Raw genomic sequence first — 12,921 nt, forward strand, 5'->3', positions numbered from 1 at the left:
TCATTTTGTGAGGTTTTTGTAAAAAATAGAATATTCATATCCTTTTTTCACTGCGGATAAGAATTTCTTAATGTCATTTTATAAATCATTTATATTTGTTTATATTCTGTATATTGAATCTCGAAATGGAAATGACTATACTATAACCATACCTCAAGGAAAAACCTAAAAGATAAGACAAAAAAGAATTTCAGGAAACATCCTACAGGTATAGTTTTTTCATATATATTTTTAATCCTCTCTTTTCAAAAAAGAAAACCATCATACCCCAGGTGGTTTTCTTTTAGATTGTCACTTTTTTATCGATTTTTAATAAAGAAAGGAGCGTATGTTTTTACATGCGGAAAAACTATGTTGGAAAACTTATTTAAATTGAAGGAGAATCATACCTCCGTAAAAACTGAAGTCATCGCTGGTATTACTACATTTATGACAATGGCTTACATCCTTGCGGTAAACCCAAGTGTGCTTTCTGCAGCTGGTATGGACCCTACTGCCGTCTTATTGGCTACATGTATCGCTTCCTTTATCGGAACATTATGTATGGGGCTTACTGCGAACCTGCCATTTGTACTTTCTGCTGGTATGGGATTAAATGCTTATCTTGCATACACAGTTGTTGGCGTAATGGGATATCACTGGCAAGTTGCTTTACTTGCTGTATTTGTTGAAGGTCTGATCTTTATCGTATTATCTTTAACAAATGTTCGTGAAGCAATCTTTGATGCGATTCCATTAAACCTAAAAAAAGGTGTTTCTGTCGGAATCGGTATCTTTATTGCTTTCATTGGTCTTCAGAATGCAAAACTTATTGTTGGAAATGACTCAACATTATTAACGATCACTGACTTTACAAAGGACTTCCATTCTGCTGGAATCTGTTCCTTACTCGCAGTCATTGGATTACTGATCACAGTCATTCTTTACATCAAAAAAGTACCTGGATCTATCCTGATCGGAATCCTTGCTACATGGATCATTGGAATGATCTGTCAGGTAACAGGAATCTATGTTCCAGATATCAACGCAGAATATTACAGCCTGTTCCCTACATTTGAAATGACAGACTTCTCAAAATTGGGAGAAACATTCGGTAAATGTTTCCAGTATGACTTAAGCAAAGTTGGAATCTTTAACTTTATTGCCGTTGTATTATCCTTCTTATTTGTCGATCTGTTTGATACACTTGGAACTTTAGTTGGTGTCAGCACAAAAGCTGGAATGCTTGATGAAGAAGGTAAACTTCCTGGAATCAAACCAGCATTAATGGCTGATGCTATTGCTACTACATCTGGTGCCGTACTTGGTACATCTACAGTTACAACCTTTGTTGAATCTTCTTCAGGTGTTGCTGCTGGTGGACGTACTGGTTTAACAGCTGTTGTCGCAGGATTCTTATTCCTGATCTCAACATTATTTGCACCGATCTTTACAGCAATCCCATCCTTTGCAACAGCTCCAGCGCTGATCATGGTTGGATTTTTAATGTTCGGAGCGATCTCTGACATCAAATTTACAGATGATAATATGACAGAAGCGGTACCTGCCTACCTTTGCATCATCGCTATGCCATTATTCTATAGTATCTCTGAGGGAATCTCTATTGGAATCATCTCTTATGTGATCTTAAATGTAGCTTGCGGAAAAGCGAAGAAGATTACACCTTTGATGTATGTACTTGCAGTATTATTTATTTTAAAATACGCAGTTCTGTAGAGAACAATATAAATTAATATTTAAAAGGAAATTCTGAATTAACAGGATTTCCTTTTTATACTTTATAGGATTTTCGTACAAATTAAAAATAGCCGTATCAACTTATTACTGATACGGCCATTATTATCTCTTCTTATTCTTTTATTCTTAAATCTTATCTTACGATTCTTCGTACACAATTCACTGCTCTGTAATTCGCTGCAGATACGTGAACTCCTGTTGAAGTACTTCCTGCATGAACCACCTGATTATTACCGATATAGATTCCTACATGTCCGACTCCTTTGATCATCTCATAACAGATCAGATCTCCTGGCTGTTTATTTGCCCATGAAACAGCTGTTCCACTGTATCTTTGTTCTGTAGACCTATGTGGAAGTGAATATCCAAAATGTTCATAAATCTTCATTGTAAATCCAGAACAGTCAACTCCGCTTGTCAGGCTTTCTCCGCCCCATTTATATGCTAACCCCTTAAATCTCAATGCATATTTTGCGACTTCTTCACCTTTTGCTGCTGTACTTGTTGTCTGTGATGAACTACTTGTTGTGGATGGTTTTGTTTCTGATAAATAATCTGAACTTACATAACAGTACTTTCCTCTGTATTTTACAGTTGTCCATCCTGATTTGTTTCCATAACATGTAATGCTTGTCCCTCTCTTATAAGAACCAGCCTTAGCTGCACTTGTTGATGCCTGCTTTCTGATCGTCAAAGAACTGGCTGTTACATAGCGGGTATATGTACTTGTCTTTGTACTGAAAGCTGTAGTAGTTGTTGCCACTGCTGGCTTCTTTGTTGCCAGATATCTTGTTGCTACATAATACTTAGAATTTTTATACTTAATTCTTGTCCAATCTCCCTTTTTGCTATAACATTTTAATTTTGTTCCTTTCTTGTAGGAGCCCATAACTTTACCTTTTGATGATGCAGTCTTGCGGACAATAAGTGAATTGGCATTTACATATCTATAATAAGATGCATATACTTCATGCGCCTTAGAAATTGTTAAAAATGAAAATATACAACATAAGCTTAATGCAAAAGTTATTGTAGTTTTGATTATTCTATTTTTCATAAATCCTCCTTTTCTTTCTTATTCTACTATTCTTTTCTTAACTTGTAAATATCTTTGTAATAACTCCTTAATATTTTTAATATCCAAAATCAGGACCACCCGTCCAACGGGTGGTTTGCTCTAGGGCTATAAGCCCATAACGAAAAAGGAATCAGTGTTATCTGCTTGATATCACTGATTCCTCTATCTATTGTATTTAAGATTTTATGTATTAACTATTTTACAATTCTTCTAACGCAATTAACAGATCTGTAATTGGCTGTGGATGTATGAATCCCTGTTGCTGTACTTCCGGCATGAACCACTTTATTATTACCAATATAAATTCCTACATGTCCAACTCCATTGATAGCATTATAACAGATTAAGTCCCCAACCTGTTTACTACTCCATGAAACAGACTTTCCATAGCTTCTTTGTGAAATAGAACTATGTGGAAGATAATATCCAAAATGCTGGTAAACTTTCATCGTGAATCCAGAACAGTCTGCTCCCCTTGTAAGGCTCTCTCCACCCCATTTATAAGGATTCCCTATAAACTGTTTGGCATAGTTAGCTACCTGCCGTCCTTTTGATACTGTTGAATTTGTTTTAGATGGCTTAGTCGAAGATAAATAAATAGAACTTACATAAGCACTCTTTCCACTATATTTTATCGTTGTCCATCCAGATTTATTTCCATAGCAGGTAATACTTGTACCTTTCTTATAAGAACCCAGTTTCGCTGAGCTTGTTGTTGCCTTTTTACGAACTGTTAAAGAACTTGCCGTTACATAACGGATATATGTACTACTTTTTGTAGCCGTTGATGGTTTCTTTGTAGAAAGATATTTCGTAGATACATAATATTTGTGACTTCCATATTTAACTTTCGTCCAGTTTCCACTCTTGCTATAGCAAGTAACTTTTGTCCCTTTTTTATAATATCCTGCAACTTTTCCTTTGATAGATGCTTTCTTACGAACTGTTAAGGATCTTGCTGTTATATATCTTGAATATGAAGCATATACATTATGCGATTTAAAGCTTCCTATCGTAAACGATAAAATACAGCAAATACTCAAAATATAAGAAATCACTATTTTTTTGATTTTATGTCTCATATTTCCTCCCATTTTTTGATTTCTTATATATAATACTACATTTTTCATTTTTTGCAAATATTTTTGTAATATTTTTGTAATGTTTTTAATATTCCGATTTATGCAAAATTTGTGCAAAAATCGTATTTACAATTATGATATATTTCTAATTCTGTAATTGTTTTATATCTTTACTAACAATAAAGACAATTCCCATTGGTACTTTCATTTTTCCTGTTGTGATTTTATCATCAAAAAATAAATCTTTTTCATAAAGTTGAATATTATAGCTTTGATAAAAAATACATGCTTTGATATTTTTCTTATATCCATTTTTCACATCGACATATTGTGAGGCAGAAATAAATATTTTATTTTTTGGATGAATATTTTCTTCAACAACTTTTTTTAAAATCCTCAGATTTTTATTATTATCCTGAATTATCTTTTCAAAAACTTTGGCTAAAACTGTATAACAAAACAAAAAAGCCCTAAAACCTAGGTAACTCCTAAGTTCTAAGACCTTTGTAAGAAGAGCGATAGACGGGGCTCGAATAATCCTACGTGTCGCTAAAGCACGTAAAAAGGAGGGTTTCAGGGTTCTCTTTTTTCGATTTATGCAAAATTTATGCTATTGTATTTTACCATAATTTCAATTAATATATTATAAAATTAAACCTTTGCTCCTAGCAAAATAAAAAATCAAGCAGAAAATATCTCAAATAAATTCTCTGCTTGATTAAAATCCTTTTATTATCTATTTTTTATAAATCTTCTAATATTTTCCTCACATCTATATCCTAAAATACAAAATAATAATGCTTGTATTCCTCTTCCTACTGCATTATTAATATCTGGAGTTAGAACAATAAAAAATAAAATAAGATAACCAATTCCTATAATTAAATATCTATTATTTTTTTTATTTTTCAATTCATTTCACCTACCTAAAACAAAACAAATACAATTAATCTCGCTCCTATTCCTGCAAATGTTTTTGGAATTCCTACTTTTTGTAATGCATGCTGAATTGCGTCTGTAATTGTCCCCTCTGCATTAGCTGCGATATTAAGAACTGCTGATACTTTTTGATATGTAAGATACTTCTCAACCTTTTCTGCTGCTGCTTTTGGTAATTTTTTTGCAGCCTTTCGAATTGCCTTCTCAAATGCTTTAGCTCCTATATGTTTAAGTTTTTTTAACATTGCTTTAGCTGCTATCTTTGCAGCCTTTGATTTTACCCCTCTTCCATAGCCATTACTCACATTGATATTATCTTCCTTTAATGAATCATTAAAGGCTTGAGCAAATGCACTCATTTCACTTTTAGTTAATGTAGTTTCTGCATCAGATGATTGTGTACTTATTCCGTATATGATATCATTTTCATTAAAAATATCATCATTCAACGATACATCTTCCTCCGTTGCTGTAATTTCATCAGCATAAACATTAACTCCTGAAAGAGCCGTAGTTCCAATAATAACTGAAGATAAAACAATTGCTACATTCTTTTGAAATTTAAAATTCATAGATGTCCCTCCCTATTGCTAGATTGTTATTTCATCAACCATATTAGTCCTACCAATTTTTTATGTCAATAGTTTTTTGTTTATTATTATATACAAAACTAATTGTTTTAATGGTATTGATTTTTTTATCAAAATGATTTAGACTGTAGATACTAGTAGATAGAGGATATGCTATTAGTCTTTGTCGGCAGTAGAGAGCTGGGGTTTGCCGCCTTTCTAATCAAGAATTTTTACTTTATTATTTTAGAATCAAATTATATTTATATATATAAAAAGCAATCAAATTATTGATTGCTTTTTTGTTTTCAGAAAGGAAAATTCTTGAATCCTTGACAGGCTCTACGAAAGGAGGTTTTTATGATAAAATTTTCTATTGTCGACATCAATTTATACTTAATATTAGCATATCATTTAATTTATATAACTATCAACTGCCTGTCTGTCAATCGCAACATTACTACTATATATGTATATGGAAGAATTTGCTTCCTATGTACAAAACGTTGCTTCTAAACACAATTCAAGATTAATTAACATTAATGAAAAAATCAACTCAATGCAGTCACTTGCATTGATAAAAAACGAAAAAAGAAACAATTTAAAAATAGGATTATACTTTTTGATTTCTCACAATTACAAAATTGTCTTAAAACGAAATGCAAAAGGAAACCGGAAATATCAAATTGTAACAGAAGATAAAAAACTTCTTTGTTTACGTTCTACTGTACACGAAAATGATAAAAAATTAAAAGCATTATTTAATGGAGACCATTATAAAGTAACACCAGCGGCTCTATTTCGGTTATCAATTGCACTTTCTCTTACTTTTGAGGACGCATATGACTGGTATCTTGCTTGGGGATATGATTTATCATCTGATGCATATCAATGTGAGGAGTTTGCAAAACTTTTGCGTAAATACTGTATCAAGTCTGGTCATTCATTAGAAGTTTCTGACGTTCACGAAAGATTATATCAGGCTGACCTTTATTCACAAATTCATCATTTAGGTGCATTATATCCAAGAGACCGAAATAAAAAGTAACAGAAACAAGAACAAAATGATATTCTTTATATATAAATACAGCTATATATTTTTAATTAATATATAGCTGTATTTATTATAATTTTAAATCTTAATCTGGTTTATATAAACCAAAACCATGTTCCCGATGGTAAGCTGGTCCTTGTGGCTTTTTACCATTCCAATACTTATCACTTCTTACTTTATCATATAATTTCAATATATTCCAAAATTCTACTCTCTTATCAATATCATATTGAGGATTTCTGTACTTATCTTGTACAATTTTTCTTTCTATTTCCCATTCCTTATCCGTTAATTTTTTTATTCTTTCATAACTATACTTAGGAGCTTCTTTTTTTTAAATAAAATTATATACTCCCACAGCACTTAATATGCCTATACCCAATATCATTTCTTTTATTTTTGCCATATCAATTCCTCCGATATTTCTAATTGATAATCTATTATAAATTATTTTTCTTCATGTCAATAATAACACAAATCTATTCTTATTCATATTTTACAAACATACTTATTTATTTTATTATCTACAATTCTTAAAATTTGCCTTTTTAAATTGTATTAATTTATATACAAAATAAAGTTTTTTTTACTCAATATGAATAATCAATATGCGTTAAACTAAGCTCAACATCGATGTTAGAGTTACAAGTCAATTAGCACAATCAAACGAAAGGGGGTAATCATGAATATACTGAACGTCTGTATTGATGCCGTCAAAACAGTAGGTACAGAACTTATACTCATTGGCATCCGTCCTTATTATAAATATGAGGATGGAAAAAAAGTAGATAAGATTGAGGGTTATCGTTACGAAATCGTTCTCTGTCAACGCAAATATGAACGACTATTTGTCAAAATTGCAGGCGACCAGCGTATTCCTTTTAATGAAGATGAAGGTGGACTTCCAGTCCAATTTGAAAATCTTGAACTTCATGTTTATTATCAATGGAAAACTGGCACTTACGAGATATCCGCCACGGCTACTAACATACAGACCTACAAGAAAGGATAGTAGAAAGGGATGTCTAATCCCTTTCTACTATCTTAGCGTAAAAGGTAGTATTACCTTTTACGTTACAAGTAGCTTGTAGCATCACACATATAGAAAGGAGTGATAATTGAATGAAGAATCCAAATTCTCAATCACGAAAATGGTTATTTACCATTCAAAAACCATCTCAATGTGGCTTATCAAATGAATATGTTCATTCTGTATTGCAAGGCTTAATGACAGTAGATTACTATTGTTTCTGCCGTGAGATTGCAAAAACAGGTTCTGAACACATGCATATATTCATTTACAGTCACTCCCCAATCCGATTTTCAACGGCTAAAAAGCGATTCCCAATGAGTCATTTAGATAAAGCTCTCGGAACTTGCGCCGAAAACCATGCTTATCTCTTAAAAGAGGGAAAATGGGCATCAACGGAAAAAGCAGAAACTAGCATAAAAGGCAGTTTTCAGGAATGGGGAACAATCCCAGCAGAAGGGAAAGAAACTAATCCACAAAAGAGTAAATTAATTGAGTTAATTCAGTCTGGCATGACAACGAGTGAAATCATTCTTAGCAATCCAAATTATGCGTTCAAAACAAACGATATTAATGTATTGCGAGAGACTCTACTGTCTGATAAATACTCACGTGTTAATCGTGAGTTAAATGTCACGTACATCTTCGGTAGTACTGGTGCTGGGAAAAGTCACTATATATTTGACCACCATTCTCCGCTTGACATCTGCCGTATCACAAGTTATGGTAACAAATTAAATTCGACAAAATTTGATTCCTACCATGGCCAAAATACATTGGTATTTGAAGAATACCATTCGCAGATTTCCTTACCGGAAATGCTCAATATATTAGACATTTACCCATTGCAACTTCCGGCCAGATATAATGACCACATTGCATGTTATAGCAATGTCTATATTGTGTCAAATCTGCCCCTAGATGCTCAATACGCTGATTATCAAGCTTATGATAAAGAAACATGGAACGCTTTTATTCGACGTATCACATCTATTAAGGAGTTCAAACGTAATGGCGTATCTACCATAATTATTGACCATGACAAGAAGGAGTATCTGCTATGACACAAAAAAACAGGACTCAACAACAATTAGGGGATAATTATATCCCCTTAAGAATTGCATATCGTATACAAACATTTATGCGAAGATTAAGAAATGATTTCAAAGTGCAAAAAGTATTCTTTATGTATATAATCATTATGTTATTTTGCAATCTTTTTATCAATGTTACCGTTAATAATTCTATCAAAATGATGGAATCTAAGGTTTCTATGCTAGTATTTGGAGGACTACTTTTATTAGTTTTATTTTTTAAATACAGCGATGGATTTCTTGACAGAAAATACTATGATTTGTTTTTCTCAATAGGATTTAAAAATTCTGCTAACATTCCGCCTATATTGATATCGCAGGAATGTATAGATAATTCAATCCAATTAATTTTTGACAATGTTGGTATACCTTTTTCATATTGGCAAAATCATAAAGAAGAGTTGGAAAGTATATTAAATATTTCTATTTCTTCAATTAAAATTGGAAAAAATAATCGGCAAATTATTATTAACGCATGTCATGGAAAATTTGATTATAGTAAAGATATTTATTGGAATGACGAAAATCATCCACAAAATAAAGGCTCTCTCTTAATAGGAGAGTCTTTATTTAATAAAATATATGTCTCTTTAAATGATTATCCTCATATCCTCATTGGTGGAGCAACAGGTTCAGGAAAGACATTGCTTTTAAAGCTAATACTAATGCAGTGCATCAATAACGGATTTATTGTTAATATCGCAGATTTTAAAGGCGGTGTCGATTTTGGACGTATCTGGGAAAATCATTGTATGTTTGTTACTGACATCTCAAATACGACAAAAAAACTAGATGAAATCATTTCTGAACTAGAAAACAGGAAAAAATTATATGCCAAAAATGGTTATAAAAACATCTCTGAATACAACAATCATGAACTCATCAAACACAAGCGAATTATATTCGCTTGTGATGAATTGGCAGAACTTCTTGATACCACTGGATTATCACCGAGAGAAAAAGAGCCAATTAAAAAAATTCAAAATCAGCTAAGTAGTCTAGCACGTTTAGGTCGAGCATTCGGAATTCATTTGATTCTTGCAACACAACGTCCAGACGCTAATATCATTAGTGGACAGATAAAAAATAATATCAGTTATAAAATCTGCGGACGTGCTGACCAAGTTTTAAGTCAGATTATTCTTGATAATACCGATGCCTCGATATATATTCCATCAGATTCAAAAGGATTGTTTCTAAATCAAGATGGCACATTATTCAAGGCATACCTTTTTGATGAAACAACAGACATACAAGGCGGTGGTCGTATGCACACGGAACAATAACAACTAGGGAAGAACTTTTATCAATCTACTTTCGCCAACTGTTCAGACCTGTTATAATTATTCCTGAAGAGAACCCTGTTAAAAAAGAAATGCAAACTTTAACAGAAAAAAAATTTTTAGAGGAATTTTATAATACAAAAGGTCACAACTGGCGAAAGGATAAAACCTCTGGAAGATATCTTGTATATGTTTATGATGAAGCATATAAAAATCATCGTAAACTACTATCTAAACCAACTAAACAAGCATTAGATAAAGCAGTAATTAAACATTACCATGCAAATGAATCTACCTTTGAAGATTTATATTTTGATTATTACTCATTAAGATTTGGAACAGAAAGCAATTCAACTCGTGACAGGTGGGATTGTACATGGAATACTTATTTTGCGAATAATCCTTTTATTCAAAAACCAATAAGTCAATATTCTTTAGGCGACATTGAAGATTTTGTTTACCCTATCGTAAATAAAAAAATGACTCGTAAGCAGACTCAAAAAATATTGAATATCTTAAAAGAGGTATTTCATCGTTCTGTTTCCAAAGATTATCGTGTAAATAATCCGATGACTGAATTTTCAATTCCTGACTCTTATTTTGTTCGAGAATACGATAAAGATGTTGAAGAATCTGTTTTAAATTCCTTTGAATTTAAACTTTTACAAAAGGAACTTTTTCGAGAAATTGAAGATTTTCCAAAATATTCAACTGCTTTCGCCATCTTACTGGATGCTTATACTGGTGCTCGTGCTGGCGAGGTAGTCGCATGGAAATGGTCTGATATTTCTTTCAAGAAAGGAATTATTTCCATTCGTCGTGCGGAGAGTCGTCATTCCAAACGCAATGAGCAAGGCGAAAAAATCAAAGGTTATGATTATATCATTGGAGATGTCAAAACCAAAAATTCAAGACGTAATCTTCCATTGTCCAAAAATGCTTTGAAAGTCTTACATCTATTAAAGGATTGGCAAAAAGAACATAACATCCATACAGATTGGCTTTTTGTCAACACTGACGGTCAACGTATCACTGCCAGTATCCTTGAACAAAAGTATCGCAGATTATGGAAACGTCTTGATTTAGATTCAGGTAATGGCGGTATCCATTGTTTACGAAAGACTTTTTGTACCGAACTTGCATTAAAAGGAATGTCAATCTATGAACTACAAAAACTGATGGGACATTCAGACATTGCCACAACGCAAAAATATTATATAAAGATTGGTATTGATAACGAAAATTCTTTACAATATCTGGAAGCTTTATAGAGTTTATGCAAATTTATGCAAAATCGCAAGAAAACATAGAAATGAAAAAATCCCGAAACCCGCATAAATGCGTGGTTTCGAGACTTTTAACCGAAAGCGATAGACGGGGCTCGAACCCGCGGTCTCGACCTTGGCAAGGTCGCGCGTTACCAACTACGCCACTATCGCATATTTATTTTTTCGGAACAGATAATATATTATCGTATTTATCCTTTCTTGTCAACATCTATTTTTATTTTATTGTCATAATTCATCCACTATAGTAAAATAAAACTAACATATATCCATCGTTGGTGGAGAATTAAAATCCTATACGAAAATGATGAATGAAGCCAGAGATCTTGCAACTGATCGAATGATCGAAGATGCTCAAAATATGGGAGCTGATGCTGTTATTAATGTCAGGTATTCTTCTTCCGCAGTTATGCAGGGTGCAGCTGAGATCATTGTTTATGGAACAGCTGTAAAATTCTTATAAACTAACAAAAAGGTACTGAATTCCTCTTCTGTCTAAATTGGAATTCAATACCTTTTTATTTATTTTCTCTCTATAAATTATAATAAAGATTTATATAATCCAATAATATCTTCTACACTTGCATCTTTAGGATTTCCTGGTGCGCATGCATCTGCATAAGCTGATTCTGCTAAGAACTGTAAATCTTCTTCTTTTACAATTTCTTTTAAGTCTGCTGGTATTCCGACATCTGCTGATAATTTCTTAACCGCATCAACCGCTGCTTTTCTGTATTCTTCCTGTGTCATATCTTCGACACCTTCAACACCCATTGCTTTTGCGATATATTTGTATTTGTCTCCTGTTGCATCTGCATTGTATTCCATAACTGTTGGAAGTAAGATTGCATTAGCTACTCCATGAGGTGTGTCATAAACTGCACCTAATGCGTGAGCCATAGAATGTACAATTCCAAGTCCTACGTTTGAGAATCCCATTCCTGCAATGTACTGTCCCATTGCCATTCCTTCTCTTCCTTCTGGTGTATTTTCAACTGCTCCTCTTAAGTTCTCAGAGATCAGTTCGATCGCTTTGATATGGAACATATCTGTCATTTCCCATGCTGCTTTTGTTGTGTATCCTTCGATCGCATGTGTTAATGCATCCATACCTGTTGCTGCTGTTAATCCTTTTGGCATAGAAGACATCATTTCTGGGTCGATCACTGCGATAACTGGAATGTCATGTGGATCTACGCATACGAATTTACGTTTCTTTTCTACATCTGTGATTACGTAGTTGATCGTTACTTCAGCTGCTGTTCCGGCTGTTGTTGGTACTGCGATGATTGGTACACAAGGCTTCTTAGTATCTGCAACTCCCTCCAAGCTTCTTACATCTTCAAATTCTGGATTGTTGATGATGATTCCGATAGCTTTTGCTGTATCCATGGAAGATCCACCACCGATTGCGATCAGATAGTCAGCTTCTGCTGCCTTAAATGCTGCAACTCCTGTCTGTACATTTTCGATCGTTGGGTTTGGTTTGATCTGTGAATATACTTCATAAGCAAGTCCTGCGTTATCTAAGACATCTGTTACTTTCTTTGTAACTCCGAATTTTACAAGATCTGGATCAGAACAGACAAACGCTTTTTTGAATCCACGTTTTGTTGCTTCTGTTGCGATTTCCTGAATTGCTCCTGCTCCGTGATATGATGTTTCATTTAATACGATACGATTTACCATTTTGTACACTCCTTTTTTCCTTGACAATTTTTTAACTATCTTTATTATAAAATTGTTTTTTCACGAAAACAAGTTACACA

At 33.0% G+C, this 12,921-nt stretch carries 12 protein-coding genes, 1 tRNA gene and 1 pseudogene; 7 read left to right on the plus strand and 7 right to left on the minus strand.

Annotated features, from left to right (window positions below; genetic code table 11):
* Positions 1-351 precede the first annotated feature (351 nt).
* The gene (locus tag OCV53_RS08775) at positions 352-1,716 is read left to right on the plus strand and encodes an NCS2 family permease (protein WP_022374573.1); all 1,365 of its coding nucleotides are present in this window, start codon (positions 352-354) and stop codon (positions 1,714-1,716) included.
* A 154-nt stretch (positions 1,717-1,870) separates the two neighbouring features.
* Here OCV53_RS08775 and OCV53_RS08780 read toward each other — a convergent pair whose 3' ends face one another.
* The 5 genes from OCV53_RS08780 to OCV53_RS08800 form a co-directional block, all read right to left on the minus strand.
* Positions 1,871-2,794, minus strand: coding sequence for a C40 family peptidase (locus OCV53_RS08780; RefSeq protein WP_055197746.1), 924 nt, complete (start codon positions 2,792-2,794; stop codon positions 1,871-1,873).
* Positions 2,795-3,009: 215 nt separating this feature from the next.
* A complete protein-coding gene (locus tag OCV53_RS08785) occupies positions 3,010-3,897 on the minus strand; it encodes a C40 family peptidase (protein WP_242852145.1) in 888 nt (295 codons plus the stop codon).
* Between the two features lie 145 nt (positions 3,898-4,042).
* A complete protein-coding gene (locus tag OCV53_RS08790) occupies positions 4,043-4,360 on the minus strand; it encodes a hypothetical protein (RefSeq protein ID WP_022374570.1) in 318 nt (105 codons plus the stop codon).
* 269 nt (positions 4,361-4,629) lie between these two features.
* The gene (locus OCV53_RS08795; RefSeq protein WP_148368944.1) at positions 4,630-4,809 is read right to left on the minus strand and encodes a hypothetical protein; all 180 of its coding nucleotides are present in this window, start codon (positions 4,807-4,809) and stop codon (positions 4,630-4,632) included.
* Between the two features lie 14 nt (positions 4,810-4,823).
* Positions 4,824-5,408, minus strand: a complete 585-nt coding sequence (locus OCV53_RS08800; RefSeq protein WP_055197748.1) for a hypothetical protein — start codon at positions 5,406-5,408, stop codon at positions 4,824-4,826.
* A 466-nt stretch (positions 5,409-5,874) separates the two neighbouring features.
* Here OCV53_RS08800 and OCV53_RS08805 point away from each other — a divergent pair, with 466 nt between their 5' ends.
* From OCV53_RS08805 to OCV53_RS08825, 5 genes are all read left to right on the plus strand, one after another.
* The gene (locus tag OCV53_RS08805) at positions 5,875-6,453 is read left to right on the plus strand and encodes a hypothetical protein (protein WP_148368946.1); all 579 of its coding nucleotides are present in this window, start codon (positions 5,875-5,877) and stop codon (positions 6,451-6,453) included.
* 688 nt (positions 6,454-7,141) lie between these two features.
* Positions 7,142-7,471: a hypothetical protein gene (locus OCV53_RS08810; RefSeq protein ID WP_055197750.1), complete on the plus strand. Its 330-nt coding sequence runs from the start codon at positions 7,142-7,144 to the stop codon at positions 7,469-7,471.
* A gap of 110 nt (positions 7,472-7,581) precedes the next feature.
* The gene (locus OCV53_RS08815; RefSeq protein ID WP_055197751.1) at positions 7,582-8,553 is read left to right on the plus strand and encodes a hypothetical protein; all 972 of its coding nucleotides are present in this window, start codon (positions 7,582-7,584) and stop codon (positions 8,551-8,553) included.
* Positions 8,550-9,869 carry an FtsK/SpoIIIE domain-containing protein gene (locus tag OCV53_RS08820; protein WP_055197752.1) on the plus strand — a complete coding sequence of 440 codons (1,320 nt, stop codon included), beginning with the start codon at positions 8,550-8,552 and terminating at the stop codon, positions 9,867-9,869. Before OCV53_RS08815 ends, OCV53_RS08820 begins: the two co-directional genes overlap by 4 nt.
* Positions 9,870-9,958: 89 nt before the next feature.
* Positions 9,959-11,137 (plus strand): tyrosine-type recombinase/integrase, encoded by a 1,179-nt coding sequence (locus OCV53_RS08825; protein ID WP_055197753.1) that lies wholly within the window; start codon positions 9,959-9,961, stop codon positions 11,135-11,137.
* A gap of 95 nt (positions 11,138-11,232) precedes the next feature.
* On the opposite strand, the gene OCV53_RS08830 is transcribed toward OCV53_RS08825, so the two are convergent.
* Positions 11,233-11,305: transfer RNA gene (locus OCV53_RS08830), tRNA-Gly, on the minus strand.
* Between the two features lie 115 nt (positions 11,306-11,420).
* Here OCV53_RS08830 and OCV53_RS08835 point away from each other — a divergent pair.
* A pseudogene (locus OCV53_RS08835) lies at positions 11,421-11,615 on the plus strand (YbjQ family protein); the annotation flags it as partial.
* A 77-nt stretch (positions 11,616-11,692) separates the two neighbouring features.
* Here OCV53_RS08835 and fucO read toward each other — a convergent pair.
* Positions 11,693-12,841, minus strand: a complete 1,149-nt coding sequence (gene fucO, locus OCV53_RS08840) for a lactaldehyde reductase (RefSeq protein WP_055197754.1) — start codon at positions 12,839-12,841, stop codon at positions 11,693-11,695.
* Positions 12,842-12,921 lie beyond the last annotated feature (80 nt).

The organism is Anaerostipes amylophilus, assembly GCF_025567365.1.
GTDB lineage: Bacteria > Bacillota > Clostridia > Lachnospirales > Lachnospiraceae > Anaerostipes > Anaerostipes amylophilus.